23 protein-coding genes are annotated in these 25,500 nt (G+C 62.9%); 13 read left to right on the forward strand and 10 right to left on the reverse strand.

From position 1 onward, the window contains the following. Positions 1 to 93: 93 nt before the first annotated feature. Positions 94 to 954: a Dyp-type peroxidase gene (locus HX873_RS10385; RefSeq protein ID WP_177041912.1), complete on the reverse strand. Its 861-nt coding sequence runs from the start codon at positions 952 to 954 to the stop codon at positions 94 to 96. Positions 955 to 1,113: 159 nt separating this feature from the next. Between HX873_RS10385 and HX873_RS10390 the strand changes: the two genes are divergently transcribed. Both HX873_RS10390 and HX873_RS10395 read left to right on the forward strand, forming a co-directional pair. After that, a complete protein-coding gene (locus HX873_RS10390) occupies positions 1,114 to 2,739 on the forward strand; it encodes an NADP-dependent glyceraldehyde-3-phosphate dehydrogenase (protein ID WP_008432465.1) in 1,626 nt (541 codons plus the stop codon). 63 nt (positions 2,740 to 2,802) lie between these two features. Next, a complete protein-coding gene (locus tag HX873_RS10395) occupies positions 2,803 to 3,864 on the forward strand; it encodes an FUSC family protein (RefSeq protein WP_003211716.1) in 1,062 nt (353 codons plus the stop codon). On the opposite strand, the gene HX873_RS10400 is transcribed toward HX873_RS10395, so the two are convergent. Continuing rightward, complete coding sequence (locus HX873_RS10400; protein WP_371318394.1) at positions 3,865 to 4,464, reverse strand: LysR family transcriptional regulator substrate-binding protein; 600 nt, start codon at positions 4,462 to 4,464, stop codon at positions 3,865 to 3,867. Positions 4,465 to 4,861: 397 nt separating this feature from the next. Then, entirely contained in the window at positions 4,862 to 5,614 is a 753-nt protein-coding gene (locus HX873_RS10405; RefSeq protein ID WP_177122647.1) for a TetR/AcrR family transcriptional regulator, read from the reverse strand. Positions 5,615 to 5,977: 363 nt separating this feature from the next. Here HX873_RS10405 and HX873_RS10410 point away from each other — a divergent pair, with 363 nt between their 5' ends. From HX873_RS10410 to HX873_RS10425, 4 genes are read left to right on the forward strand one after another with little or no spacing between them, the layout of a single operon-like run. Continuing rightward, positions 5,978 to 6,685: an ABC transporter ATP-binding protein gene (locus HX873_RS10410; protein ID WP_023658970.1), complete on the forward strand. Its 708-nt coding sequence runs from the start codon at positions 5,978 to 5,980 to the stop codon at positions 6,683 to 6,685. Beyond that, entirely contained in the window at positions 6,682 to 7,881 is a 1,200-nt protein-coding gene (locus tag HX873_RS10415; RefSeq protein ID WP_003211725.1) for an ABC transporter permease, read from the forward strand. Before HX873_RS10410 ends, HX873_RS10415 begins: the two co-directional genes overlap by 4 nt. Further along, positions 7,874 to 9,355, forward strand: a complete 1,482-nt coding sequence (locus HX873_RS10420; RefSeq protein ID WP_008432459.1) for a TolC family protein — start codon at positions 7,874 to 7,876, stop codon at positions 9,353 to 9,355. Before HX873_RS10415 ends, HX873_RS10420 begins: the two co-directional genes overlap by 8 nt. Next, positions 9,345 to 10,610, forward strand: coding sequence for an efflux RND transporter periplasmic adaptor subunit (locus HX873_RS10425; RefSeq protein WP_177122648.1), 1,266 nt, complete (start codon positions 9,345 to 9,347; stop codon positions 10,608 to 10,610). The genes HX873_RS10420 and HX873_RS10425 overlap by 11 nt, the downstream gene beginning before the upstream one ends. Positions 10,611 to 10,713: 103 nt before the next feature. Here HX873_RS10425 and HX873_RS10430 read toward each other — a convergent pair whose 3' ends face one another. From HX873_RS10430 to HX873_RS10455, 6 genes are all read right to left on the reverse strand, one after another. Next, the gene (locus tag HX873_RS10430; protein WP_102605522.1) at positions 10,714 to 12,132 is read right to left on the reverse strand and encodes an FAD/NAD(P)-binding protein; all 1,419 of its coding nucleotides are present in this window, start codon (positions 12,130 to 12,132) and stop codon (positions 10,714 to 10,716) included. Between the two features lie 86 nt (positions 12,133 to 12,218). Continuing rightward, on the reverse strand, positions 12,219 to 12,806 hold the full coding sequence (locus tag HX873_RS10435; RefSeq protein WP_003211733.1) for an AMP-binding protein: 588 nt from the start codon (positions 12,804 to 12,806) through the stop codon (positions 12,219 to 12,221). A gap of 124 nt (positions 12,807 to 12,930) precedes the next feature. Then, positions 12,931 to 14,346 carry an LLM class flavin-dependent oxidoreductase gene (locus HX873_RS10440; RefSeq protein ID WP_003211735.1) on the reverse strand — a complete coding sequence of 472 codons (1,416 nt, stop codon included), beginning with the start codon at positions 14,344 to 14,346 and terminating at the stop codon, positions 12,931 to 12,933. Then, positions 14,346 to 14,687 carry a hypothetical protein gene (locus HX873_RS10445; protein ID WP_003211737.1) on the reverse strand — a complete coding sequence of 114 codons (342 nt, stop codon included), beginning with the start codon at positions 14,685 to 14,687 and terminating at the stop codon, positions 14,346 to 14,348. Before HX873_RS10445 ends, HX873_RS10440 begins: the two co-directional genes overlap by 1 nt. 12 nt (positions 14,688 to 14,699) lie before the next feature. Continuing rightward, the gene (locus HX873_RS10450) at positions 14,700 to 15,896 is read right to left on the reverse strand and encodes an SfnB family sulfur acquisition oxidoreductase (RefSeq protein ID WP_087694804.1); all 1,197 of its coding nucleotides are present in this window, start codon (positions 15,894 to 15,896) and stop codon (positions 14,700 to 14,702) included. A gap of 154 nt (positions 15,897 to 16,050) precedes the next feature. Then, a complete protein-coding gene (locus tag HX873_RS10455) occupies positions 16,051 to 16,614 on the reverse strand; it encodes a helix-turn-helix domain-containing protein (RefSeq protein ID WP_003211741.1) in 564 nt (187 codons plus the stop codon). A 92-nt stretch (positions 16,615 to 16,706) separates the two neighbouring features. On the opposite strand from HX873_RS10455, the gene HX873_RS10460 reads away from it, so the two are divergent. Further along, positions 16,707 to 17,627, forward strand: a complete 921-nt coding sequence (locus HX873_RS10460) for a DMT family transporter (protein ID WP_008432448.1) — start codon at positions 16,707 to 16,709, stop codon at positions 17,625 to 17,627. A gap of 6 nt (positions 17,628 to 17,633) precedes the next feature. Here HX873_RS10460 and HX873_RS10465 read toward each other — a convergent pair whose 3' ends face one another. After that, positions 17,634 to 19,211: an ABC-F family ATP-binding cassette domain-containing protein gene (locus HX873_RS10465; protein ID WP_177122649.1), complete on the reverse strand. Its 1,578-nt coding sequence runs from the start codon at positions 19,209 to 19,211 to the stop codon at positions 17,634 to 17,636. A gap of 186 nt (positions 19,212 to 19,397) precedes the next feature. Between HX873_RS10465 and HX873_RS10470 the strand changes: the two genes are divergently transcribed. Genes HX873_RS10470 through HX873_RS10495 form a run of 6 tightly spaced genes read left to right on the forward strand, consistent with a single transcriptional unit; the run spans position 19,398 to position 25,467 of the window. Beyond that, complete coding sequence (locus HX873_RS10470) at positions 19,398 to 22,319, forward strand: monovalent cation/H+ antiporter subunit A (RefSeq protein WP_003211746.1); 2,922 nt, start codon at positions 19,398 to 19,400, stop codon at positions 22,317 to 22,319. Beyond that, positions 22,319 to 22,663 (forward strand): Na+/H+ antiporter subunit C, encoded by a 345-nt coding sequence (locus HX873_RS10475; RefSeq protein WP_003192163.1) that lies wholly within the window; start codon positions 22,319 to 22,321, stop codon positions 22,661 to 22,663. The genes HX873_RS10470 and HX873_RS10475 overlap by 1 nt, the downstream gene beginning before the upstream one ends. Continuing rightward, positions 22,660 to 24,342 carry a monovalent cation/H+ antiporter subunit D gene (locus HX873_RS10480; protein ID WP_177122650.1) on the forward strand — a complete coding sequence of 561 codons (1,683 nt, stop codon included), beginning with the start codon at positions 22,660 to 22,662 and terminating at the stop codon, positions 24,340 to 24,342. Before HX873_RS10475 ends, HX873_RS10480 begins: the two co-directional genes overlap by 4 nt. Then, positions 24,339 to 24,827, forward strand: a complete 489-nt coding sequence (locus HX873_RS10485; RefSeq protein ID WP_003211750.1) for a Na+/H+ antiporter subunit E — start codon at positions 24,339 to 24,341, stop codon at positions 24,825 to 24,827. The genes HX873_RS10480 and HX873_RS10485 overlap by 4 nt, the downstream gene beginning before the upstream one ends. After that, positions 24,824 to 25,102, forward strand: coding sequence for a K+/H+ antiporter subunit F (locus tag HX873_RS10490; RefSeq protein ID WP_003211751.1), 279 nt, complete (start codon positions 24,824 to 24,826; stop codon positions 25,100 to 25,102). The genes HX873_RS10485 and HX873_RS10490 overlap by 4 nt, the downstream gene beginning before the upstream one ends. Then, positions 25,099 to 25,467, forward strand: a complete 369-nt coding sequence (locus HX873_RS10495; RefSeq protein ID WP_003211753.1) for a Na+/H+ antiporter subunit G — start codon at positions 25,099 to 25,101, stop codon at positions 25,465 to 25,467. Before HX873_RS10490 ends, HX873_RS10495 begins: the two co-directional genes overlap by 4 nt. Positions 25,468 to 25,500: the final 33 nt, after the last annotated feature.

A 25,500-nucleotide genomic window follows, 5' to 3' on the forward strand; every position in this document is an offset into this window, starting at 1 on the left:
CATTCCGGGCGTTTGCCAAAAGTGACTCGCTGTAAGAGCGAAACCATAGGCGGCCGTTACCTAAATAATGGATATGTACCCCGAACAAAAACCTCAGAGCACCAAGCTCAAATCCAACCGCCCATCACGCACCGGCGGACACCAGTAATACCCCCCAGTCAACGGCTTGCTAATGCGATACAACCCATCAACAATCCCATCCTCAAGCCCACTCATCCGCCGCAGTTGCGCTTCAAACGCATCAAACGAATGCCCAAACGCCAGGAACATCAACCCCGCCTGACCATTCTCGGCCCATGGCATCGACCGCCGCACCACAAACGCCTCAGGGGTAAAACTCTCCTGAGCCGTACGCTTGGTGTGCGCCGACTCCGGCGCGTCCTCCAGCTCCTCGTTATCACCATGGCGCCGACCAATAATGTGGTCCCGCTCCAGAGCCGGCAACGCCGCAAACCCATCCAGATCATGCTGCCACTGCTGGATCGCCGCAAAACTCGCACCACCCTGCGCCACCGCAGCCTCCACCGCAGCATCATCATGCGGATTCTCAGTGCCATCCTCATAGTCGGTCAGATCAAACCCGGTCTTGTAGCGAAACCCCTCGGTCATCTGCACCAGACCAAACCCCGGCGCCAGGGCCTTCTCGAACGCCCGGCTGCGCAACAGCAACTCACCGCGATCCACACCGTGCAACCAGACCCACAGCGCCTGCTGGGTCGACGGATTCTCCGCCCCCGGCCCGCTCACATGAGGGAACGCCCGCAACCCGTCAATCCGGGCGCCAAGGGCATTGACCAGCGGCTCACCAAAACCGACCACCGCACTGGCGTCCACCAACTGCACCAGCGCATCCAGTGCGGCAGGCACGGCATCCAGCGACTCAATGGCAAAAAACAGATGGCGTGCCTGCAACGGCACCGGTGCGGCAAGAATGCCCGGCTGGTACTGACTCATGTGAACTCCTTCAAGAAAGCCGCGCAGTTTACCCGGCGAGCTCACGGTTGTGCTCAAGGTTTTCCAAGGTTCGCGGGTTAATGCGTCTAGCCCTTGCCACACGGGGCGTTGATGGGTGAATCTCTAGTCACGTTTTGCAACCACTCCAGGGGTAGCGACATGACCACCGACAACCTGCTCGCCCAGCTGTTTCCCACTGCCGCCGAGATTCCCGAGCAATTCCGGCTCGCGGCGCCCATCGAACAACGTGATTACCTGGTCGGCGGCCAGTTGCATGTGTGGAACGGCCCCTTGGCCGAAGTGCGCAGCCCGGTGCAGTTGCGCGGTGCCGACGGTGACACGCCGGTCATCATCGGCAGCACCCCGCTGCTGGACGCCGACACCGCCTTGACCGCCCTCGACGCTGCCGTGGCCGCCTACGACCGTGGCCAGGGCGCGTGGCCGACCATGCGCGTGGTGGATCGCATCCAGCATGTCGAAGCGTTTTTGCGGCGTATGCGCGAACAGCGTGATGCAGTGGTCAAGCTGCTGATGTGGGAGATTGGCAAGAACCTCAAGGACTCGCAGAAAGAGTTCGACCGCACTTGCGACTACATCACCGACACCATCAACGCCCTCAAGGAACTCGACCGCCGCTCCAGCCGCTTCGAGCTGGAACAGGACACCCTGGGGCAGATCCGCCGGGTGCCACTGGGCGTGGCGCTGTGCATGGGGCCCTACAACTACCCGCTGAACGAGACCTTCACCACGCTGATCCCGGCGCTGATCATGGGCAACACCGTGGTGTTCAAGCCGGCCAAGCTCGGCGTGCTGCTGATTCGCCCGTTGCTGGAGGCGTTCCGCGACAGCTTCCCGGCCGGCGTGATCAACGTGATCTACGGCAGCGGCCGCGAAACCGTCAGCGCGCTGATGGCCAGCGGCAAGATCGATATCTTTGCGTTTATCGGCACCAACAAGGCCGCCAGCGATTTGAAGAAACTGCACCCGAAACCGCACCGGCTACGCGCGGCGTTGGGCCTGGATGCAAAGAATCCCGGGATCGTGCTGCCGCAGGTCGACCTGGACAATGCGGTCAACGAAGCTGTCACCGGTTCGCTCTCGTTCAACGGCCAGCGTTGCACCGCGTTGAAGATCCTGTTTGTGCATGAGGACGTGGTCGACAGCTTTATCGAGAAATTCAACCGCAAGCTGGCGACCCTCAAGCCTGGCATGCCGTGGGAAGACGGTGTGTCGCTGACGCCACTGCCCGAGCAGGGCAAGGTGGATTACCTCGGCGGCCTGGTGACCGACGCACTGGCCCATGGCGCCAAGGTGGTGAACGAGAATGGCGGCGCCAGCCGTGGCTCGTTTTTCTACCCGGCGGTGCTGTACCCGGTGAACCCGCAGATGCGCGTGTACCACGAGGAGCAGTTCGGTCCGGTGGTGCCGATCGTGCCTTACCGCGACCTGGAGACGGTGATCGACTACGTGCTGGAGTCGGACTTCGGCCAGCAACTGAGTATCTTCGGCACCAGCCCGAGGGAAGTCGGGCGCCTGGTGGACGCGTTCGCCAACCAGGTGGGCCGGATCAACATCAATGCCCAGTGCCAGCGCGGGCCGGACAGTTTCCCGTTCAACGGGCGCAAGAACTCGGCCGAGGGCACGCTGTCGGTACATGATGCGTTGCGGGTGTTTTCGATCCGTACCCTGGTGGCGACCAAGTTCCAGGCGAGCAACAAGGAACTGGTCAGTGACATCCTGCAGGAACGCACGTCGAGCTTTCTGACCACTGACTATATTTTCTGAGCCCGAGCCCGCTCCCACATTGGAACTGAGTGAAGCCTGAACAACGAGGTTACCCTGATACCAATGAATCTCCCTCTCTTCGCCCGCCGCTTGCTGCGTCCGTTGTTGGACCCGTACCGGCGCTACCGTCACGCCAAGTTGATCCACGCGGTGCGGGTTTCCATTGGGTTGCTCGCAACGATCCTGCTCACCACCGGCATCAACCTGCCCCATGGTGAGTGGGCCTCGGTGACGATGCTGATCGTGATCGGCGGTTTGCAGCACCACGGCAATATCGGCAAGAAAGCCGTCGAGCGCGCCTACGGCACGTTGATCGGCGCCAGCGTCGGTTTGCTGCTGGTGCTGCAACAGGCGTATCTGGGGCAGCCACTTTTGACCTATTTGCTGATGTCGGTGGTGTGCGGGTTCTTTTCCTATCACGCCATCGGCAAGGGCGGATACATCGCGTTGCTGTCGGCCATCACCGTATTTATCGTTGCGGGCCATGGCGATAATCCGATATCGGACGGGTTGTGGCGCACGGTCGACATCCTGATCGGCATCGTCCTGGCCCTGGCGTTTTCCTTCGCCCTGCCGCTGTATGCGGTGTATTCCTGGCGCTACAACCTGGCCAGTGCCTTGCGCGATTGCGCGGCGATTTATAGCCGGATCATCAGCGGCCAATCGGTCACCGATGATGAACACCTCAAGCTGCTGAATCGCCTGAACGCCGCGATGCTGCAACTACGCTCGCTGATGCCATCGGTGTCCAAGGAAGTGCGGATTTCCATGACCGAGCTGGACACCCTGCAGCGGCATTTGCGGATGTGCATCAGCACCCTGGAGATCCTCGGCAACACCCGCCCCGACCCACGGGACAAGGAAGCCCTGGCGCGCATGCAGGTGGCGTTGAAAGCCGAGCACCGGCAGATTCGGGTGCAGTTGATCGGGATGGCGCGGGCGTTGCAATCCGGGGCCACCGACCGGCTGGAACGTCCGAGCACCACGCCGACCCACGAACAGACCTTTGAAGTGCCGGTGGTCAACGCGTTGGACGGTTACCGGTTATTGACCCTGCAACTGGCAGCCAATATTGACGCCATGCGCCAGCGCCTGGCCAAGAGCGCCAGCCACTGGAAAATCTGATCAGCCCCGGTGCAGCGCCTGTATCAACAGCTGCTGCAACGCCTGTAACCGGGGCGCGGGGCTGTCCTCGGCAAAGCGCAACACGTTCGCCACTTCGGGCAGCGGCATCCGCTGGTCGAAGGGGCGATACACTTCCACGCGCTTGTCGAGATGGTCACTGCTGAGCAGGCCGATGCCCAACCCGGCGGCGATGGCCGATACCACACCCTCCACCGACCCACATTCCACCACCACCTGCCAGCGAATGCCCAAGGCGCTCAGGCGTTCCTGGGCCAGTTGCCGGTAAAAACAGCCGGGGCCGAAGGTGATCAGCCGCACGCATTCGTCAGGCGCAGGCTGCCAGCCGGGCCGGGCGCACCAGCGCACCTGTTCGGTCCACAGCAATTGGTCCCGCGCTTCGATACGCGGGATGAAATCCTGGTGCAGCGCCAGGTCCAGCTCACGGTCCACCAGGGCCTGGCGAAGCGCGTGGCTCTGCTCCACCACAATTCGCACATCCAGTTGGCGGTGTTGCCGGGAAAACTGGCCGAGCAAGTTCGACAACTCGGCCATCGGCACCTGTTCGGTGGCGCCCAGGCGGATGGAACCTTGTAACTGCACCGGATTGAAATGCGTCAGCGCCGCGTCGTGGGCGCCTGCGCAACGACATCCGTGGGGCCGTGCTGCAGGTGGTGCAAAACGCCGGGCACTTTCTGATGGAGGATGCGCCGGAACGGGTGAGTGAGTACCTTGTAGACTTTATCGGCCAGGTTCACAGTAAACGCTGACTGCCATTTGTCGGGATTACACAAGCCAATAGACTTCACACTTTCTCTTACATATTTTTCACGTTTTATTCACATCCAGAGACGTAGGGTAAAGCCTCATCCGTTACAAACGTTGTAGTTAAAAACCCGCCGCCCCAGCGGGTTTTTTTTGCCCGGGATTTGAGTGGCCACACGGTTTCTGGAGAGAGGAGTCGAAGCAAACCGGCTCATTGCGAGCCGGTCTTGATGGGTCAACGAGCCACCTTGTTGACAGGCAACGCCGCTTGCTCACGTATCGCGCGCTGGGTATCGAGCACCCGCGCCAGGGCCGTTTCGGCTTCAGGACTTTGCTGCGGCACACGAATCGCCGCCGACACCAGGGTAATCAGCTTGGCCATGACCTCGGCATCCGTGGCCGGGCGTCCCAGGCTCATGGAGTTCATCAGCAAACGCAGCTCGGTACCGGCCATCACCCCGGAGATCGCCTTGAGGGCAAATTGCAGGCGCACCCCCAGCTCGTTGCGCGGCAAGTCCGGAAGCGCCAGGGCGAAGGCTTCGAAGAAGCGCTGGAACACCGGCTGGTAATGCACCTTGAGGTATTCCTGGATAAACGGCGACGTGTCGCTGTACACCCGCCCCAGGAACCGGATGAATGAACGCCCTTCCCCGCTGGCCGGGTCGCTGCGTTCCAGGCCCATGGCCGGGGCGAACAGCACCCCGAGCAAGGTGTCGCAATCCAGCGGGCCGTCGGATTCGGCTTCGCACCGGGCGAGCAACTCCAGGCGCTGCTCGTTGAGCGGCTCCAGGCGCTGCATCAGCAGGGTTTTCATCAGGGAGTCCTTGTCCCCGAAGTGGTAATTCACCGCAGCGAGATTGACCTGGGCCCTCTCGGTTATCTGCCGCAACAAAACAGCGTCATAGCCGTATTTGATGAAAAGAGCCTCTGTCGCATCCAGCAATCGGGTCTTGGTAACGTTTGGAGCGCTGAGTTTCTTCGCGACCATAGGGATTGGGGTTCCACTGCGGAAATATTGTTTTAAAAATTAATTTGATTTTTTATACCGGGGCCGCTGCCTGAAAGCAAGTAGTGACACAGCGCCATACTATTCAAAGCCAACAGCAACGGGCTCATTGAGGGTAGCTGATGGATTTTTTCAGCGCCGGAAACGTCCCTTTGAAGAATCGTTTCAAAGGGTAAAACCGCTCTATATCCATGGCTGGCGGAACGGCTGGATCGCGGTTAGTATTCAAACAATATTTTAAAAACAAGAAATAAAACCAGTCCGTGACGTGTACCAGGCAGCTCCTGAACTTGTTACAAGGATTTTCGGGGGAAGCACGGCGCTGTCGAGGCTGCAGGCGTAGTCATGATGACAGATACCCCCGCGCACCCAGGCTTTATCTCCTTGCAAGGCATCGGCAAAAGCTATCAGCTGGCCGGTCAACACCTGTCGATTCTCAATGATGTATGCCTGGCCATCGAAACCGGTGACAGCTGCGGCATCCTCGGCGCCTCCGGCTCCGGCAAAAGTACCCTGCTCAATATTCTCGGCCTGCTGGATTTGCCCGACTGCGGCCAGTACCGCTTTGCCGGCCATGACATCTTCAGCGCCAGCCCCGATCAACTGGCGGCGATCCGCAATCAGCAGATCGGTTTCGTCTTCCAGAGTTTCAACCTGCTGCCACGCCTCAGTGCCCTGGACAACGTCGCCCTGCCCCTGAGCTACCGCGGCGTGTCACGCCACGACTCGGTGGAACAGGCCCTGCGCATGCTCGACCAGGTGGGCCTGGCCGAGCGCGCCCACCATCGCCCGGCCGACCTTTCCGGCGGCCAGCGCCAACGGGTCGCCATCGCCCGGGCATTGGTCGGCAACCCGTCGGTGATCCTCGCCGACGAACCCACCGGCAACCTCGACAGCACCACCGCCCAGGAGATCATGGACCTGTTGCTGGCGCTCAATCGCGAGCAGCAGGTGACGCTGATCATCGTCACCCACGACCCGCACATTGCCGAACGCCTGAATCGCAAGATCCTGGTGCGCAATGGCGTGGTGCAAGAGGCCGGGCGCCTATGAGCCTGCGGGTCGAACAAAGCCTGAGCCAGTTGCTGCACGAGGCGTTTGTCAGCCTGCGCACCCTGGGCAAGCGCTCGATCCTGGCCTTGCTGGGCATCGTCATCGGCAGTTCCTCGGTGGTGGCGCTGATCAATATCGGGCACAACGCCGCCGAAGACGCGGCGATGATTTTCAAGGACATGGGCACCGACACCCTGGTGGCGCAATTCCCGCCCAGGGGTGCCAGCACTGCGCAAATGCCCGCCAGCCTGGACCTGGAAGCCGTGCGCCGCAGCGTTCCCGGCATTGCCCATATCGGTGCGGTCTCGCTGTTCAGCGGGCCAGTGGTGTTCCATGGCCGTACCTGGAACGCAAGCCTCGTCGGCAGTACGCCGGACCTCAAGGATGCCATGCGCCTGTCGGTGCGCGACGGGCGCTTCCTGTCGAGTTTCGATGCTGGGGAAACCTATGCGGTCGTCGGTGACCAGGTCGTTCAGGCCTTGAGCGTGCCCGGCGACCCGCTGCAACTGGGCGACCGGGTACGTATCAACGATTACCTGTTCCTGATCGTGGGCATTCTGCACAGCCAGCCCCGGGCAATGCTGATTCCCGTACAGGCCAACGAATCGCTGTTCGTCCCCGCCCCGGGCATGCGCCGGATCTACGCCAGCCCGCAAATCGGCAACGTGATCATCCGTGCCACCCCCGGCCAGGATATGGAACGCCTCGCCCAGGACTCAGCCGTGGCACTGCGAGCCCAGCTCACCGACCACGATGTCGACATTCAGGTGCCCCAGCAAATGATCGATGGCATGACCCGCCAAAGCCGGACCTTCGCCTACCTGCTGCTGGCCCTGGGCGCGATCTCCCTGGTGGGCGGCGGCGTCGGCGTGATGAACGTGATGCTGATGAACGTCTCGGAGCGGCGCCGGGAAATCGGGATTCGCATGGCCCTCGGGGCGCGCCAGCGCGACATTCGCAACCTGTTCCTGCTGGAAGCCGTGACCCTGACCGCCGTGGGTGCGGTATGCGGCGCGGTACTGGGCATGACCGCCGCGTACCTGTATGCCAGGCTGTCCGGCTGGCAGTTTTCCCTGGCGGTGGCCGCGCTGCCGCTCGGGGTCGGCAGCACGTTGCTGGTGGGGCTGTTTTTCGGGATCTATCCGGCGGTGTCGGCCTCGCGGCTGCAGCCGGTGGAGGCCCTGCGCGATGAATAAACGGCTGCTGTTGTTGACCGCCTTGGTAAGCCTGCACAGCGTGGCCGCCGACGTGGTGATTCGCCCCTCCGCACCCAGTACCACCCGCAGTGGCTATGAACGCAGCGTGTCGCTGAATGCCCAGTCCACCACCCTGACCCTGGGGGATGCGGTGTACCTGGGCCTGCGCAACAACCCGGCGATTCGCAGCGCGTACCTGCAACGGGTGGCGCAGAAATTCGACCTGCGGGTGGCTGAAGACACGTTCAACCCCAAGCTGACCCTGAACAGCTACTACCGCACGACTAAAGGCACTGAAGACAGCTCCCGCAACGCTAACCTCGCGCCTAATGCCACCTTGCTCGGTGAGTACGGCACGCGCCTGAGCATGAACTGGACCCAACAACTGAACAACGCCGATCGCGCCGGACGCTACCGCAGCGACGGCCTCGACCTGTCACTGATCCAACCGCTGATGCGCGGTGCCGGCTGGGACGCCACCACCGCCCCGCTGCGCCTGTCACGCCTGTCGGAACAGGCCAACCGCCTGAACCTCAAGGCCAACGTGGCGCAAACCATCAGCAACATCATCGCCACCTACCGCGAGTTGCTGCGGGCCCAGGAACAACTGAGCATCGTGCAGGACGCCCTCAAGCGCTCCGGCACCTTGCTTGAAGTGAACAAGGCACTGATCAGTGCCGGGCGCATGGCCGAGTTCGAGATTGTGCAGACCGAAGCCGATATCGCCACCCAGCAACTGGGGGTGGAAGAAGCCCAGAACCAACTGGACACCAGCCGCCTGGCCCTGCTGCGCCTGCTGGCCCTCGACCTGTCGACACCGATCCGCGCCACCGAGGCCCTTGAAGCCAGGCCCATGGACATCGATAAACGCCAGGCTTTCGTGCTGGCGCAGAACCAGCAGCCGGAATACCTCGCCACCCTGCTCGGCAGCCAGCAGGCCGACCTCAACCTGGTGATCGCCAAGGACTCCGGCCGCTGGCAAGTGGACCTGGTGGCCGGTGCCAACCAGATTCGGGCCGCCACCAATGACGATAACGGCTACAACAGCAATCGGCGCTGGGACAGCTACGCGGGCGTGCAGGTGCAGATTCCCATCGGCGACATCAGCACTCGCCAGGCCGAGGTGCACGCGCGGGTCGATGTGGAAAACCAGGAGATCATCATCGCCGACGCCCGCCAGCAACTGGAGCGCGACGTCAACGATGTGGTGCGCGACCTGGGCACTCGCTGGCGCCAGTATGAAATTTCCCAGCGGGCGGTAGAGTTGTCCAAGCGCAAGATCGAAATCGAACGGGAAAAACTCAGCGCCGGGCGCTCCACGAACTTCCAGGTATTGAGTTTCGAAACCGACCTGCGCAACGCCGAGAACTCGCGGCTCAATGCGCTGATTGCCTATTTGAACGCCCAGACTCAGCTCGACTTGACCTTGGGCATGACGCTGGAAAGTTGGGAAATCGCCCTCAATGACTACTAATAAGAAGCGCCTGTTGGGTGCCGTGTTGATTGTGCTGGTGGCTGGCGTCGGCATTTCGCTGCTCAGCCGTCAAAGCCCGGCCGCCAACCAGCCCGGCAACGCCGACCAGTGGCTGGCGGTGAAGGTCGACCCGCTGGTGCATCAGATCGGCCTGGTGGGCAAGATCGAGCCTGACACCACCATCACCCTCACCGCGCCGTTCGACGGTAATGTGCAGGCCAACCTGGTGGAACAGGGCCAGCGGGTCGAGGCCGGGCAGGTGCTGCTACGCATGGACCCGGCCACCCTCGAAGTGCAACTGCGCGACGCCCTCTCCGCCCAGCTCAAGGCCCGGCGCACGGTGCAGGAAATGCAGGACTGGGACAGCGGCCAGCAAGTCGGGCGCGCCCGCCGCACCCTGCGCACTGCCGAAATGACCGCCAGCAACACCCAGCGCAAACTCACCGAAAGCGAAAACCTGTTCAAGCGCGGCATCATCCCGCGCAACGAACTCGACGACCTGAAACAGCAGGCCACCCAGCAACAACTCGACCTGACGGCCGCCCGCGCTGAGCTGCAACAGACCGTTGAACAAGGCAAGGGCGAATACCGGCAGATCGCCGATATGGAGCTGACCAACGCCACGGTGAAATATGAAGCCCTGCGCACCCTGCTCGATGGCAAGGAGGTCAAGGCACCGTTCTCCGGCATTGTGGTGCCGGCGCCGGGCAGTAACTCATCGACCCAGGGCGGCGGGAGCAATAGCGCGCCGGTGCAGGCCGGGAGCAAGGTCAGCCAGGGCCAGGTGCTGTTTGGACTGGCGAATATCGAGAAACTGAAAATCGTCGCCAAGGTGTCGGAGCTGGACATCAACCAGTTGCACCAAGGGCAGGCGGTGGAGGTGATGGGCGACGGGTTTGATGGGGAACGGCTGACGGGATCGGTCAGCGTGGTCAGTGGCTTGGCGATTGCCAGCGACAGCCAGGGTAGCGCGCAGTTTCCGGTGACCCTGTCGATTCCCAAGCTGACCCCGCAACAGTTGCAACGGGTAAGGTTGGGGATGAGTGCGCGGTTGACCATTGTGACCTACAACAATGACCAGGCGATTGTCGTACCGGCCCAGGCGATCAGTCGCGGGGATGGGGTGATGACGGTGGAATATCGGGCAGCGATGGATAAACCGGTGGAGCGGGTGACGGTGACCACCGGGCAGTCGACGGCCCAGGGGGTTGAAGTGTTTGGGTTGAAGCCTGGGTTTGTGAAGGTCGGTCCATGAACCCGACCTGTAGGAGCTGGCTTGCCTGCGATAGCAATCTCTCAGTTGATAAAGATGCAGCGGACCCACCGCTATCGCAGGCAAGCCAGCTCCCACATTAGATTTAGAGGTGTGCCAACCTCGCGGCCAGCGCCTTGGCCTGAATCGCGACATCCGTCACTGCGGTACTTTCCCACCACATCCCGCGCAACGGCGGGCCCATGGCAAACAGCCGCCGGCTGACATTCCCGTGGGCATCCAGCACCGCCCCCGACACATCCGCCGCAATCCCCAACGCCAACGGCCCGGGCTGAATCAGCCCGCGCTTGAGCAACTGCCGGGGCAACGGCCGGGCCACGCGCCGCCAGTCATATTCAATCCCGCTGGAGTTGATCAGCGCTGCCCCCGACACCTGCACCACATCCTGCTCTCCACGATGACGCAGGCGGATCGTCACCTCACCTTGCGAAGGTACCAGCCCCTTGTACGAAGCCGCCCGGATCCGCAGCCGCCCTTCCCCATGCAACCGCGCCACCAACTCGGCACTCAACGGCGGCGAACGGTGGTGGTGGCTTTCCCACCAGGGCCGCACATGCCGCACGAACTGACGTTTCTCGCCCTCGCTGGCCTGGCTCCACAACCGCCCGATGTTGGCACGCACGGTGTCCAGCGGCGCTTGCCAGTCAATCCCCTGCTCCAGCGCGAGCCGGCATTGGCGCCGCACCTCCCGCAGCAATTGCCGGGGGCTGCGCAGGCTGTGGTCTTCTCCCAGGAAGTCGACCCAGGCCGGCGGCTGCCGACGGACATGGGGCAACAGGCCGTGGCGCGAAAAAATCTCGATGGGCCCGCGATGGCCGGCCTGTTCCAGGGACACCACGGCGTCCACCATGGTCAGCCCGGAACCGATGATCAGCACGGTAGATTGCGGGTCCAGTTGGGTCATGGCCGATACATCCCACGGGTCGACGGCAGCGGCATTCAAGCCGCTGGATTCGGTCTGTGGCGTGCGTGCCGCCGGGAACATGCCGGTGGCCAATACCGCACAGGCACCGCGCAGTTGCTGGCCGTCGCTCAAGGTCAGACGTGTGGCGTGTTCATCCACCTCAAGGTCTGTCACCTCGGCGCGAATGTGCTCGACGGTCGACGCGGAAATCGCCTTGGCCTCGGCCAGCCGCTGCTGCGCGTACAGGCCAAAAATCCCGCGGGGCGGAAACAGTTCGCTGATGGGCACGTGCTGCTGGTCCGACTCGGGCCAGCCGCCGCCGGCGATGTAGGCGGTCAGCCACTGGGTCAGGTCATCGGCGTTGTCCGGGTCGACGCTCATGCGCGCGGCGTTGCCGTTCAAGGTGTGCCCAAGCTCTACCGCACTGTAGGCCTCGCCGCGCCCCAGTTCCTGGCGCGGCTCGATCACCAGGATCTGCCGCGTGCCCGGCAGGCGCAGCAACTGCACCGCCAGCATCGTCCCGCTCAGGCCGCCGCCGACAATCAGCACATCGGCGTTGCGAATGGCGCTCGTCGCCTGTCCGCGTTCGGTTTCACTCATGAAATTGCGCCCTTACTGTCTGCCTGAATGGTTGTGGTAAAAATCGCCCCGTGCAGTATCCAGCACATCCACCCGGGACGCCTAGTTCAGCCCGACTGCGGGAAGCCCAGGCTCTGGCCGCTAATCAGCCATTGCTCCAGCACCGTCGCCAGGCCGCCTTGCCAATGGGTGCTTTCCCCGCTCCACAATTCGGTCTTGCCCGAAGGCTGCCACCAGCGACAGAGCCGTTGTGAGGTGTCCACAGGGTCGATCCGTCGCACCATCGCCAACGTCTGGAACCCAGGGGCATACGCGTGGGTAGGCCGGATGCGCCACACTTGTTGCTGCAGGGCAGCGGGCTCGAGGTCATCCGCCAGGGTCAGGATCTGGCCACCGATCACCTGGGCGGCCAGGGCCAGCAGCAATAGGCCGGGTTCGAAGGCACCGCTGAGGGCCAGCCGCGACTGCTCGGTAAAGCCCTGCTGACGCAAGCCATCAGCCAGGCGCTCGACATCCCGCAACGCATCGATCCAGCGCCAGGCATACCACTGGCCGTCACGCTTGTGGCGCAGGGCGCTGTGCAACGGGGTCACCTGTGCCCAATGGCGCAACTGCGCCAACGCCTCGGGCAACACCGTAACCCGTTCGGCGGGCCATTCCACATCCAGCGCAAGTTCAAGTTCATGCACGCTCATAGGGTGATGCTCCTATTGGTGAAACAAGCATGCGGTGGTCCGCTGGCCGGATTTATGTGGGCGGCGGTGGGACGGCTCGACTCGCTCGCGAAAACGGTGCGTCAGGCAACATCAATGCTGAATGTCAGTCCGCATTCGCGAGCAAGCCCGCTCCCACATTTGTTTTATGTACACCCGACAAATCACGATAGCTGGCCCCCGGATGGTTGTCCGCCAACCGCGCGCCGTCCCCAAACAATTTCTCCCGCAGGGTGCCCTGGGCATATTCGGTCTTGTACACGCCGCGCTTCTGCAACTCCGGCACCAGCAACTCGACCGCGTCGATAAAGGTCTCGTGGGTCAGTGCATAGGCCAGGTTGAAGCCGTCCACATCGGTCTCTTCAACCCATTCCTGCAACAGATCGGCCACGGTTTCCGGGCCGCCGACGAACAGCGGGCCGAAGCCGCCGATGCCGACCCAGTCTGCCAGTTCATTCGGGGTCCAGACCTTGTTCGGGTCGGCAGTGGAGAAGGCTTCCACCGCCGATTGAATGGCGTTGGTATGCACATGCTTGAGGGGTTCATCGGGCTTGAACTGGCTGAAGTCGATGCCGGTCCAGCCGGAGATCAGGGCCATCGCGCCTTCGTAGCTGACATAGGATTTGTATTCGTCGAACTTGGCCTTGGCCTTGGCATCGGTCTCGCCAACGATCACCGTCTGCAAGTTGAAGATCAGGATTTTCTTCGGGTCACGCCCCGCCTCGGCCGCACGGCGGCGGATATCGGCAACGGTTTTCTTCAGCAGCACTTTCGACGGTGCGGCAACGAACACGCATTCGGCCTGTTCGGCGGCGAACTGTTTGCCACGGCTCGACGCCCCGGCCTGGTACAGCACCGGCGTGCGTTGTGGCGACGGTTCGCACAGGTGAATGCCGGGCACCTGGAAGTGTTTGCCGACGTGGCGGATCTCGTGGATCTTGCTCGGGTCGCTGAAGATCCGCCGTTCGCGGTCGCGCAACACCGCGCCCTCTTCCCAGCTGCCTTCCCAGAGCTTGTAGCAAACCTCCAGGTATTCCTCGGCGTAGTCGTAGCGCGCATCGTGTTCGGTCTGGGCTTTCTGGCCGAGGTTCTTCGCGCCGCTTTCCAGGTACGAGGTGACGATGTTCCAGCCGACGCGGCCCTTGGTCAGGTGGTCGAGGGTGGAAAGGCGCCGGGCGAACGGGTACGGGTGTTCGAAGGACAGTGAAGCGGTGAGGCCAAAACCCAGGTGTTCGGTGACCAGCGCCATGGGTGCGATCAGCGACAGCGGGTCGTTGACCGGCACCTGGGTCGCCTGGCGAATCGCTGCGTCACCGTTGCCGTTATAGACGTCGTAGATGCCCAGCACGTCGGCGATGAACAGGCCGTCGAACTTGCCGCGCTCGAGAATTTTTGCCAGGTCGGTCCAATATTCCAGGTCCTTGTACTGCCATGAGCGGTCACGCGGGTGGGCCCACAGGCCCGGCGACTGGTGGCCGACACAGTTCATGTCGAAGGCATTCAAACGGATTTCACGAGGCATTAAACGTTACTCCGGGGGGCGACACCGTTGAGGTGGTAGTTGCCGACAATCTGGTATTTCCAGCGCAGGGGATCATCAAGGGTCGGCGGCAGCGCAGTACGCTGGCCGGTGAGTTCGAATTCGGCGTTGCTGACAGCGATGAGGGCCTCGGCAGCCGCTATCTGGGCTTCTGTGAGGGCCACCGGGCCTGGGTGGGTTTCGGCACGCTCAAACAAAGCAGCTGCTACCTCCACGCGAATCTGCAAATCGCCAAAGCGGCTGATCACGTAGGGGTCATCACTTTTCTCGACAAAGCGCCGGGTGCTTTCCAGCAGTTGGCGCGCCTGATTCAGTGCGGTCATGGATGCAGCTCCTCAGTTCCAGGCATGGCGTGCGGGCTTGACGCCGTTGAGCACGAAGTTGCCGATCAGGTGGTATTTCCAGCGGGCCGGGTCGTGCAGGGTGTGGGTACGTGCGTTGCGCCAGAAGCGGTCGAGGTTGTGCTTGCCGGACACCGAGCGGGTGCCGGCCAGTTCGAAGAGTTTGCTGCTGGCGAGCAAGGCGGTTTCCGCCGACAGCACTTTGGCCTGGGCGACGACCAACGAGGCATTGGCCACGGTGTCTTCGTTGGGGTTGGCCAGGGCCTGGTCGACGGCAATGCCGGCCTTGGCGAGGATCGCTTCGGTGCCGTGGACCCGCCATTCCAGGTCGCCGATGGCGGCGATGGTGAACGGGTCTTGCCAGCCGTGATCCTGCTGGCTGTCGATCCAGGGCCGGGCCTGGCGTGCATGAATCTTGGCTTGTTCCAGGGCCCCGAGGGCGATGCCGGTGTCGACGGCCGCCTGGATGATCTGCGAAATCGGGCCGTTGGCGGTGGGTTGGTCGAAGGCCTGGTGCGCGGGGATCACCGCACTCAGCGGCACCTTCACACCGTCGAGGGTCACGCCGCCGCTGGCGGTGGTGCGCTGGCCGAAGCCGTCCCAGCTGTCGATCACTTGCAGGCCCGGCGCGTCCCGTTCGACAAAGGCGATGAACGCCTGGTCTTTTTCGTTGACGCCCACCGTCGGCACGATATGGGCGAACAGTGCGCCGGTGCAGTAGAACTTCTCGCCGTTGATGTACGCACTGTCGCCGTCAAAGCGCACTTGTGTGTCAAACGTGCCGGCGTTCTTGCTCTTGGCTTCGGAGAAGGCATTGCCGAACCGATAGCCCAGCAGGACCTTGGCGAAGTAGTGCTGCTTTTGCTCCTCGCTGGCGGTTTGCAGGAGGATGTCGACGACGCCCAGGTGGTTCTGCGGAATCTGCCCCAGGGACGGGTCGGCGGCGGAGATCAGCTTGATCACCTCGGCCACCGTCACATAGGACACTTCCGCGCCGCCGTAGGCCTTGGGAATGGTGATGCCCCACAGGCCGCTGGCGGAAAATTCATCCAGCTCGGCCACCGGCAGGCGTCGCTCGCGGTCGCGCACGCCGGCGTCCACGGCAAAACGCTTGGCCAACTCGGTGGCAACCGCAATGGCCTCGGCGTCCGAACGGATGATGTGGGCAGGTTGTAGGGGTTGGGCTGACATGGGCCGACTCCAGGCTCCAGAGAGATACTGGAGTGATTGCAGGAGTCGTGCCCGAATGCAATGTGCAACGAAATCAGCGGGTTGCCGGTATATCAGGGAAATCGTTGGCGGGTCAAAACAGCAAAGTGTCCAACCACTGTTGCGCTGCCAACAGTTAAATCACCACGTTGCGCACAAACCGCACCGCCACGTCGCCGTCATTGCGATAGGCGTGAAGGTAGCGGCTGGCGAACATCAGGAACTCACCGGTGGCGACGTTTTTTTCCTCATCCCCCAGCACCAGCGTCAGGGTGCCTTCGAACACAAACAACTGCACGCTCCAACCCTCGGGGTCCGGTTCAGGCATGTAGCGATCGCCGGGCTCCAGGCGCATCTCCCATAGTTCCACTTCGCGACGCGCGGTGGCCTTGGCCAGCAGCACGGCTTTGCTGCCGGGGATGTCACCGGCCCAGGCCAGTTCGTTGATACGGCTGTGATCAGCGGCATCCGGGGCCTGGATCAAGTCGCTGAAGGCCACGTCCAGGGCTTCGGCCACCCGGTCGAGGGTCGACAGGCTGACGTTTTTCTCCCCCGCCTCGATTGCCACCAGCATGCGCCGGCTGACGCCGGATTTTTCGGACAGCGCCGTCTGGCTCAACTCAGCCGCATGGCGCAGGCGCCGAACGTTCTGGCTGACGTGTTGCAGGACCGAGGCCCGTTGCGGATTTTCTTTGTGCACTATATTGCTCACAGGGTGGGGTTGCGCAGTATACTGCCCAGCTTGCGGCGCATTGTGCGGTCCGCGCCCTTCCTGTGCAAGACCGAGCCGCCATGACCACCTCCCCATTGTTTTCCCGTTTCAGCAAAGCCGAATGTGTATTGGTGGTGATCACCATGTTTTGGGGCGGCACCTTTTTGCTGGTGCAGCACGCCATGGCGGTCAGCGGCCCGATGTTTTTCGTCGGCCTGCGTTTTGCTGCAGCGGCGCTCATCGTCGGGGCGTTCTCATTCCGCAGCCTGCGGAACCTGACGCTGTTTGAATTGAAGGCTGGCTGCTTTATCGGTGTGGCGATCATGTTCGGCTACGGTTTGCAGACCATTGGCTTGCAGACGATCCTGAGCAGCCAGTCGGCATTTATTACTGCGCTGTATGTGCCATTCGTGCCGCTGCTGCAATGGCTGGTACTGGGACGGCGGCCGGGGTTGATGCCGAGCATCGGCATCATGCTCGCCTTTACCGGGCTGATGCTGCTGACCGGCCCGGCCGGGGCATCATTGAATTTCAGCCCCGGTGAAATCGCCACGTTGATCGGTGCGGTAGCGATTGCCGCCGAGATCATCCTGATCAGCGCCTTTGCCGGGCAGGTGGATGTACGCCGGGTAACGGTGGTGCAACTGGCCACGGCGTCGGTGCTGTCGTTCCTGATGGTAGTGCCGATGGGCGAGGCGCTGCCGGGGTTTTCCTGGTTGCTGCTGTTCAGCGCGGTGGGCCTGGGGCTGACCAGCGCGGTGATTCAGGTGGCGATGAACTGGGCGCAGAAAAGCGTCTCGCCGACTCGCGCCACGCTGATTTATGCCGGGGAGCCGGTGTGGGCCGGCGTAGTCGGGCGGATTGCCGGGGAGCGCTTCCCGCCGATTGCCATGGTGGGCGCGGCGTTGATCGTGGCGGCGGTGATTGTCAGTGAGATGAAAACCCGCCGGCAGCGGCTCGCCGAGCCCCAGGCCGAACTGGAACATGAAAACCAGGGTTAAGCGGCCTCAGAGGCGCAACTCACCGTCCAGGTTAATGGCCTGCAGGAACGCCTCGTCATGGGACACCACGATCAGCGCGCCCTGGTACTGATTGAGCATTTGCTCCAGGGCAATCCGGCTGGGCAAATCCAGATGGTTGTCGGGTTCGTCCAGCAACAACAATTGCGGCGGATGCTCGGCGTAGAGCTGTGCGGCCAGGGCAATTTTCAGACGCTCGCCGCCGCTCAGTTGGCAGGTGTCGAGCATCGCGCGGTCAGCATCAATGCCCATTTGCGCCAGCCGTGTACGCGCTTCGCTTTGCGCCAGTAGCGGATTACTTTCGTAAAGCCATTGCACCGCCGTGCGCTCGGGGTGCTCCAGCCCGGCGTGTTGGTCCAGCCAGCCGATATGGCAACTGCGCGCCAACTCACCGGCAGCCACCGGCAACTGGCCGGCAATCACCCGCAGCAGGGTCGACTTGCCACTGCCATTGGCTCCCAGGATCGCCATGCGCGTCGGGCCGGTCAGGGTGAGATTGATCGGCGCCGGGCTGCCAAACGGCAACACCACGTCGTTCAACTGCAGCACCAGCTTGCCCTGGGGCACCACGCTTTCCGGCGACAGCATCATGCGCTGGATCTCGGGCGCACACCGCGCACGCGCCTCGGCGATCCGTTGCTGTTGCTGCTCACGCGCCAGCTGCTGGTTGAGGCGCAACTTGCCCTGGCTGTTTTCACTGCGCTCTTTCTGGGCGTTGGTGATCAGTTTGGTCTGGTTGCCATCCCGGGCCTGGCGGTCGCCCCGGGCATTGCGGCGCTGCTGACGCTCCATCTGGATAACCGCTTCACGCTGCTCACGTTTGGCGTGCGCGCGCTCCCCCTGCAACGCCGACTGGAACGCCTGCTGCTCTTGCTCCCGTGTCGCCGCGTAGTGGCTGTAGTTACCGCCGTACACCGCCAAGCCCTTGGGCGACAGTTCGACAATCTCGTCCATGTGCTCCAGCAGCCCGCGATCATGGCTGATCAGCACCAGGCCGCCGGGCCACCGATCAATCTGCTGGGCAAGCTTGTGCTGCTGATCAATGTCCAGGTGGTTGCTGGGCTCATCGAGGATCAACCAGTCTGCCCTCGACAACCAGGCGCCCAGCAAAGCAACGCGCTGGCGTTCGCCGCCACTGAGGGCCGCGGTTGGCGAGTCGGCAGTCAAGTGCCCCAGGCCGATTTGCTCCAGGGCCGCCGCCAGTCGAGGCGCGCAATCCCATTGATCAACGGCCAGTGCATGGTCGTGTTCGTCCACGCTGCCCTCGGCGATGCGCGCCAACGCCGCCAGCACTTGGTCGACACCCGCCAACGCCGCCACGCTGGGATAGTGTTCGGGCTCCAGCAGTTGCGTCACCGCGTACACACTGCCCTCGCGGCGCACATGCCCGCGGGTGGGCTGCAGGGTGCCCGCGAGCATTGCGCCCAGCAAGGACTTGCCAGTCCCGTTGGCCCCCACGAGGCCGGTCGCCCGGGCGCTGAAGGCATGGTTCAGGTTGTCGAACAGGCTGCGTCCATCCGGCAGGCTGCAGGCGACATGGTCAAGGTGGAGCAATCGCTGGGTCATCACACGTCCTTATGCAACAGGCTGAAAAAAACCTTTGAACAGCATACCTGTCCTGGATACGGGCACTGAAACAATGCCAAACAGCCTTTTTCAGCCTACCTTGTAGGATCCTGCCACATCTTGCCGTTTGGTGATCAAGATTCCGGCACGTATGATGCATCCCAAACTCCCGCAGATTAGAAGCCTATGTCCCTGATAGTTCTACTGCTTCTGCCTTTTATCGGCAGCTGTCTGGCGGCCTTGCTGCCGCACAACGCACGCAACACAGAGTCCCTGCTGGCCGGCCTTGTGGCCCTGGTCGGGACGGTTCAAGTCGCCCTGCTCTACCCCCAGATCGCCCATGGTGGCGTGATACGTGAAGAATTCATGTGGTTGCCCAGCCTCGGGCTGAACTTCGTATTGCGCATGGACGGTTTTGCCTGGTTGTTCTCGATGCTGGTGCTGGGCATCGGGACCCTGGTGTCGCTGTACGCCCGGTATTACATGTCGCCGGAAGACCCGGTGCCGCGCTTCTTCGCGTTTTTCCTGGCCTTCATGGGTGCGATGCTCGGCCTGGTGATCTCCGGCAACCTGATCCAGATCGTGTTTTTCTGGGAGCTCACCAGCCTGTTCTCGTTCCTGCTGATCGGCTACTGGCACCACCGCGCCGATGCCCGGCGTGGCGCCTATATGGCGCTGATGGTCACCGGCGCGGGCGGTTTGTGCCTGCTGGCGGGGGTGATGCTGCTCGGGCATATCGTCGGCAGCTACGACCTGGACCAGGTCCTGGCTGCCGGTGATCAGATCCGTGCCCATTCGTTGTACCCGATCATGCTCGCCCTGGTGCTGATCGGCGCCCTGAGCAAAAGCGCGCAATTCCCCTTCCACTTCTGGCTGCCCCACGCCATGGCTGCACCGACGCCGGTGTCGGCCTACCTGCACTCGGCAACGATGGTGAAGGCCGGCGTGTTCCTGCTGGCCCGCCTGTGGCCGTCGCTGTCCGGCAGCGAAGAGTGGTTCTGGATTGTCGGCGGTGCCGGTGCCATTACCCTGCTGCTCGGCGCTTATTGCGCCATGTTCCAGAACGATCTCAAAGGCCTGCTGGCCTACTCCACCATCAGCCACCTCGGGCTGATCACCTTGCTGCTGGGCCTCAACAGCCCGCTGGCCGCTGTCGCCGCCGTATTCCATATCCTTAACCACGCCACTTTCAAGGCGTCGCTGTTCATGGCGGCGGGGATCATCGACCACGAAAGCGGCACCCGTGACATCCGCAAGCTCAGCGGCCTGTTCAAGCTGATTCCGTTTACCGCCACCCTGGCGATGGTCGCCAGTGCGTCCATGGCCGGCGTGCCGCTGCTCAACGGTTTCCTGTCCAAGGAAATGTTCTTCGCCGAGACCGTGTTCATCTCCGCCACCGCCTGGGTGGAAATCGCCCTGCCGGTCATCGCGACTATCGCCGGTACCTTCAGCGTGGCCTATGCCCTGCGCTTTACCGTGGATGTGTTCTTCGGCCCTAAAGCCACCAACTTGCCTCACACCCCGCACGAGCCACCACGCTGGATGCGTGCGCCGGTGGAGTTGCTGGTGTTTACCTGCCTGCTGGTGGGGATTTTCCCGGCCCAGGTGGTCGGTTCGATCCTCGCCGCAGCGGCCCTGCCGGTGGTCGGCGGCGAACTGCCGGAATACAGCCTCGCCATCTGGCACGGCTGGAACGCGCCGATGATCATGAGCCTGGTGGCGATGTCCGGCGGCGTGGTGCTCTATCTGCTGCTGCGCAAGCAACTCAAGTTGGGCCGCTTCAAATACCCGCCGATCATCAGCTACTTCAATGGCAAGCGCGGCTTCGAGCGCTGCCTGGTGGTGATGATGCGCGGGGTGCGCAAGATCGAAAAACGCATCAGCACCAAACGCCTGCAAACCCAGCTGTTCCTGCTGGTGCTGGCGGCGGTGATCGCCGGGTTGATCCCGATGCTCTACAGCGGCATCAGTTGGGGCGACCGGCCGAAGATCCCGGGCTCCATCGTGTTCGTCACCCTGTGGCTGCTGGCAATCGCCTGCGCCCTGGGCGCCGCCTGGCAAGCCAAGTACCACCGGCTGGCAGCCCTGACCATGGTCAGCGTGTGCGGGATGGTGACCTGCGTGACCTTCGTCTGGTTCTCGGCGCCAGACCTGGCGCTGACGCAACTGGTGGTGGAAGTGGTCACCACCGTGCTGATCCTGCTGGGCCTGCGATGGCTGCCACGGCGGATCGAAGAAGTTTCCCCACTGCCCAGCTCGCTGCGCAAGGCACGCATCCGCCGCCTGCGGGACTTCCTGCTGTCCACCGTGGTCGGTGGCGGCATGGCGCTGCTCTCCTACGCGATGCTGACCCGCCAGACGCCCAACGACATCTCCTCCTTCTACCTCAGCCGTGCCCTGCCAGAAGGCGGTGGCAGCAATGTGGTGAACGTGATGCTGGTGGACTTCCGGGGCTTCGACACTCTCGGTGAAATCACCGTGCTCGGCGCCGTGGCGCTGACCGTCTACGCCCTGCTGCGCCGCTTCCGCCCGTCGAAGGAAAGCATGGAATTGCCCGCGCAACAGCGCCAACTGGCACCCGACGTGGCCACAGACCTGATCAACCCGCGCCAGGCCAGCGACACCGCCCTGGGCTTCATGATGGTGCCGGCGGTGCTGGTGCGCCTGCTGCTGCCGATTGCGCTGGTTGTCTCGTTCTACCTGTTCATGCGTGGGCACAACCAACCGGGCGGCGGGTTTGTCGCCGGCCTGGTGATGTCCGTCGCGTTCATCCTGCAATACATGGTCGCCGGTACCCAGTGGGTCGAGGCACAGATGAGCCTGCGGCCGATGCGCTGGATGGGCTTTGGCTTGTTGTCGGCAACCCTGACCGGGCTGGGCGCACTGCTCGCCGGCTACCCGTTCCTCACCACGCACACCTGGCACTTCAGCCTGCCGGTGCTGGGGGACATCCACGTCGCCAGCGCGCTGTTCTTCGACGTCGGTGTGTACGCCATGGTGGTCGGCTCGACCTTGCTGATGCTCACCGCCCTCGGCCACCAATCGGTGCGCGCCCATAAACCCAGTAACCAGGCGAAAGCCGTTGCCAGCCCAGGAGGAGCCGCCTGATGGAAGAAGTCATCGCAATTGCCATTGGGGTCCTGGCGGCCTCCGGCGTCTGGCTGATCCTGCGGCCACGGACGTTCCAGGTGGTGATGGGCCTGTGCCTGCTCTCCTACGGGGTCAACCTGTTCATCTTCAGCATGGGCAGCCTGTTTATCGGCAAGGAGCCGATCATCAAGGATGGCGTGCCGCAAGACTTGCTCAACTACACCGATCCGCTGCCCCAGGCCCTGGTGCTGACGGCAATCGTGATCAGCTTCGCCATGACCGCACTGTTCCTGGTGGTGCTGCTGGCATCCCGGGGCCTGACCGGCACTGACCATGTGGACGGCCGGGAGCCCAAGGAATGACCTGGATGAATCAACTGATCATCGCGCCGATCCTGCTGCCGTTGCTGACCGCCGCGCTGATGCTGATGCTCGGCGAGAAGCACCGCCCGCTCAAGGCGCGGATCAACCTGTTCTCCAGCATGGTGGGCCTGGGCATCGCCGTGCTGTTGCTGTACTGGACCCAGAAAGGCGGCCCCGGCTCCATCGGTGTGTACCTGCCGGGCAACTGGCAGGTGCCGTTCGGCATCGTGCTGGTGGTGGACCAACTCTCGGCGATGATGCTGGTGCTCACCGGGATCATTGGCGTCAGCGCCCTGCTGTTCGCCATGGCCCGTTGGGATCGGGCCGGCACCAGTTTCCATGCGCTGTTCCAGATTCAGCTGATGGGCCTGTATGGCGCCTTTCTGACCGCCGACCTGTTCAACCTGTTCGTGTTTTTCGAAGTGCTGCTGGCGGCGTCCTACGGCCTGATGCTCCACGGTTCCGGCCGGGCGCGGGTGTCGGCGGGGCTGCATTACATCTCGATCAACCTGCTGGCCTCGACCTTGTTCCTGATTGGCGCGGCGCTGATCTATGGCGTCACCGGTACCCTGAACTTTGCCGACCTGGCACTGAAAATCCCCCTGGTGCCGGAAGCCGATCGCGGCCTGCTGCATGCCGGTGCGGGCATCCTCGCCGTCGCCTTCCTGGCCAAGGCCGGAATGTGGCCGCTGAACTTCTGGCTGGCGCCTGCCTACTCCTCGGCCAGTGCGCCAGTGGCGGCGATGTTTGCGATCATGACCAAGGTCGGCGTGTACACCGTGCTGCGTCTGTGGAACCTGCTGTTCTCCGGCCAGGCGTGTGCCTCGGCACTGTTTGGCGGCGACTGGCTGATCTACGGCGGCATGGCAACCATCGTCTGCGCGGCGCTGGCGATGATCGCGGCGCAACGCCTGGAACGCATGGCCAGCCTGAGCATCCTGGTGTCCGCCGGGATCCTGCTGTCGGCGGTGGGTTTTGCCCAGCCAAGCCTGACCGCCGGGGCGCTGTTTTATCTGGTCAGCTCCACCCTGGCGCTGAGTGCGCTGTTCCTGCTGGCCGAATTGATCGAGCGTTCGCGCTCGGCCAACGACATGCCCCTGGACGACGAAATCGAAGCCCTGCCCAAGGCCATGGAATCCCTGCATCCACCGCCCGGCACCAACCTCGACGATGAACAGAAAGCCGTGGTCGGCCAGGTGATTCCCTGGACGGTGGCGTTCCTCGGCCTGAGTTTTATCGCCTGCGCCCTGCTGATCATCGGCATGCCGCCGCTGTCCGGGTTTATCGGCAAGCTCAGCCTGCTCAGCGCCTTGATCAACCCGATGGGCCTGGGCAATGCCATCGACGAACCGGTGCGTCCGGCCGCCTGGGGCCTGGTGGCACTGCTGATCTTCTCCGGCCTGGCTTCGCTGATCGCCTTCGCCCGCCTCGGCATCCAGCGTTTCTGGACCCCGGAAGAACGTCCATCGCCGCTGCTGCGCCGCTTCGAATGCGTGCCGATTTTCTTCCTGCTGGGCCTGAGCATCGCCCTGACGTTCAAGGCCGAGCCGCTGATGCGCTATACCCAGGCGGCCGCCGAGAGCCTGAACAACCCGGAACACTATGTGATGGCGGTCATGGCGACGCGTCCGGTGCCGAGCCCTGAAGCCAAGGCCGCCGCCCTGGAGGTGCAGCCATGAAGCGCCTGTTCCCTGCCCCGTGGCTGTCATTGGCATTGTGGTTGTTGTGGCTGGTGCTGAACCTGTCCGTCAGCCCCGGCAACCTGCTGCTGGGGGCAATCCTCGGCTTTGCCGCACCGCTGATGATGGCGCCGTTGCGCCCGCTGCCGATCCGCATCCGCCGCCCGGGGGTGATCATCCGGTTGTTCTTCCTGGTGGGGCGTGACGTGATCATCTCCAACCTCGCCGTGGCCTGGGGCATCCTGACCTGCGGCTCGCGCCCACCGCGTTCGCGCTTTATCAAGATCCCCCTGGACCTGCGGGATGCCAACGGCCTGGCCGTGCTGGCGATGATCACCAGCGTGACGCCGGGCACCGTATGGTCGGAACTGGCCCTGGACCGCAGCGTCCTGCTGATCCACGTGTTCGACCTGGATGACGAAGCGCAGTTTATCGAGCACTTCAAACACGCCTACGAACGGCCCCTGATGGAGATCTTCGAATGAGCGCCCTGCTCTCCAATGCGATCCTGTTCAGCCTGTTCCTGTTCTCCCTGGCCATGGTGCTGACCCTGGTGCGCCTGTTCAAAGGCCCGTCGGCCCAGGACCGGGTGCTGGCGCTGGATTACCTGTACATCCTGGCCATGCTGATGATGCTGGTGCTGGGTATTCGGTATGCCAGTGACACGTATTTTGAAGCGGCGCTGTTGATTGCGCTGTTTGGCTTTGTGGGGTCGTTTGCCCTGGCGAAATTCCTGCTGCGTGGGGAGGTGATCGAATGATCAATGTCGATGTGTTGCCGCTGTGGGTTGAAGTGATCGTCGCGGTATTGTTGGTGCTTAGCAGCCTGTTTGCGCTGATTGGGGCGATTGGGTTGTTGCGGATGAAAGACTTCTTCCAGCGCATGCACCCGCCGGCGTTGGCCTCGACCTTGGGCGCCTGGTGTGTGGCGCTGGCCTCGATCATCTACTTTTCGGTGCTCAAGTCCGGGCCGGTGTTGCACGGTTGGTTGATCCCGATCCTGCTGTCGATCACAGTGCCGGTGACCACATTGCTGCTGGCACGCACCGCGTTGTTCCGCAAGCGCATGGCCGGGGATGATGTGCCGGCTGAAGTCAGTAGCCGTCGCACTGACAGCGGCAGCTGATCCCCACAGGCGCCGCAGTGGTGAAATTCGTTC

This window comes from Pseudomonas sp. P7758 (genome assembly GCF_013386485.1).
Lineage (GTDB): Bacteria > Pseudomonadota > Gammaproteobacteria > Pseudomonadales > Pseudomonadaceae > Aquipseudomonas.

What these genes read in the sequence shown, in the direction of transcription:
- HX873_RS10385 (WP_177041912.1), bottom strand. Translation starts at nt 954, where the DNA reads ATGAGTCAGTACCAGCCGGGCATTCTTGCCGCACCGGTGCCGTTGCAG.
- HX873_RS10410 (WP_023658970.1), top strand. Translation starts at nt 5,978, where the DNA reads ATGATGACAGATACCCCCGCGCACCCAGGCTTTATCTCCTTGCAAGGC.
- HX873_RS10485 (WP_003211750.1), top strand. Translation starts at nt 24,339, where the DNA reads ATGAAGCGCCTGTTCCCTGCCCCGTGGCTGTCATTGGCATTGTGGTTG.
- HX873_RS10395 (WP_003211716.1), top strand. Translation starts at nt 2,803, where the DNA reads ATGAATCTCCCTCTCTTCGCCCGCCGCTTGCTGCGTCCGTTGTTGGAC.
- HX873_RS10445 (WP_003211737.1), bottom strand. Translation starts at nt 14,687, where the DNA reads ATGACCGCACTGAATCAGGCGCGCCAACTGCTGGAAAGCACCCGGCGC.
- HX873_RS10415 (WP_003211725.1), top strand. Translation starts at nt 6,682, where the DNA reads ATGAGCCTGCGGGTCGAACAAAGCCTGAGCCAGTTGCTGCACGAGGCG.
- HX873_RS10475 (WP_003192163.1), top strand. Translation starts at nt 22,319, where the DNA reads ATGGAAGAAGTCATCGCAATTGCCATTGGGGTCCTGGCGGCCTCCGGC.
- HX873_RS10490 (WP_003211751.1), top strand. Translation starts at nt 24,824, where the DNA reads ATGAGCGCCCTGCTCTCCAATGCGATCCTGTTCAGCCTGTTCCTGTTC.
- HX873_RS10470 (WP_003211746.1), top strand. Translation starts at nt 19,398, where the DNA reads ATGTCCCTGATAGTTCTACTGCTTCTGCCTTTTATCGGCAGCTGTCTG.
- HX873_RS10435 (WP_003211733.1), bottom strand. Translation starts at nt 12,806, where the DNA reads ATGAGCGTGCATGAACTTGAACTTGCGCTGGATGTGGAATGGCCCGCC.
- HX873_RS10460 (WP_008432448.1), top strand. Translation starts at nt 16,707, where the DNA reads ATGACCACCTCCCCATTGTTTTCCCGTTTCAGCAAAGCCGAATGTGTA.
- HX873_RS10425 (WP_177122648.1), top strand. Translation starts at nt 9,345, where the DNA reads ATGACTACTAATAAGAAGCGCCTGTTGGGTGCCGTGTTGATTGTGCTG.
- HX873_RS10430 (WP_102605522.1), bottom strand. Translation starts at nt 12,132, where the DNA reads ATGAGTGAAACCGAACGCGGACAGGCGACGAGCGCCATTCGCAACGCC.
- HX873_RS10405 (WP_177122647.1), bottom strand. Translation starts at nt 5,614, where the DNA reads ATGGTCGCGAAGAAACTCAGCGCTCCAAACGTTACCAAGACCCGATTG.
- HX873_RS10450 (WP_087694804.1), bottom strand. Translation starts at nt 15,896, where the DNA reads ATGTCAGCCCAACCCCTACAACCTGCCCACATCATCCGTTCGGACGCC.
- HX873_RS10495 (WP_003211753.1), top strand. Translation starts at nt 25,099, where the DNA reads ATGATCAATGTCGATGTGTTGCCGCTGTGGGTTGAAGTGATCGTCGCG.
- HX873_RS10390 (WP_008432465.1), top strand. Translation starts at nt 1,114, where the DNA reads ATGACCACCGACAACCTGCTCGCCCAGCTGTTTCCCACTGCCGCCGAG.
- HX873_RS10480 (WP_177122650.1), top strand. Translation starts at nt 22,660, where the DNA reads ATGACCTGGATGAATCAACTGATCATCGCGCCGATCCTGCTGCCGTTG.
- HX873_RS10465 (WP_177122649.1), bottom strand. Translation starts at nt 19,211, where the DNA reads ATGACCCAGCGATTGCTCCACCTTGACCATGTCGCCTGCAGCCTGCCG.
- HX873_RS10440 (WP_003211735.1), bottom strand. Translation starts at nt 14,346, where the DNA reads ATGCCTCGTGAAATCCGTTTGAATGCCTTCGACATGAACTGTGTCGGC.
- HX873_RS10420 (WP_008432459.1), top strand. Translation starts at nt 7,874, where the DNA reads ATGAATAAACGGCTGCTGTTGTTGACCGCCTTGGTAAGCCTGCACAGC.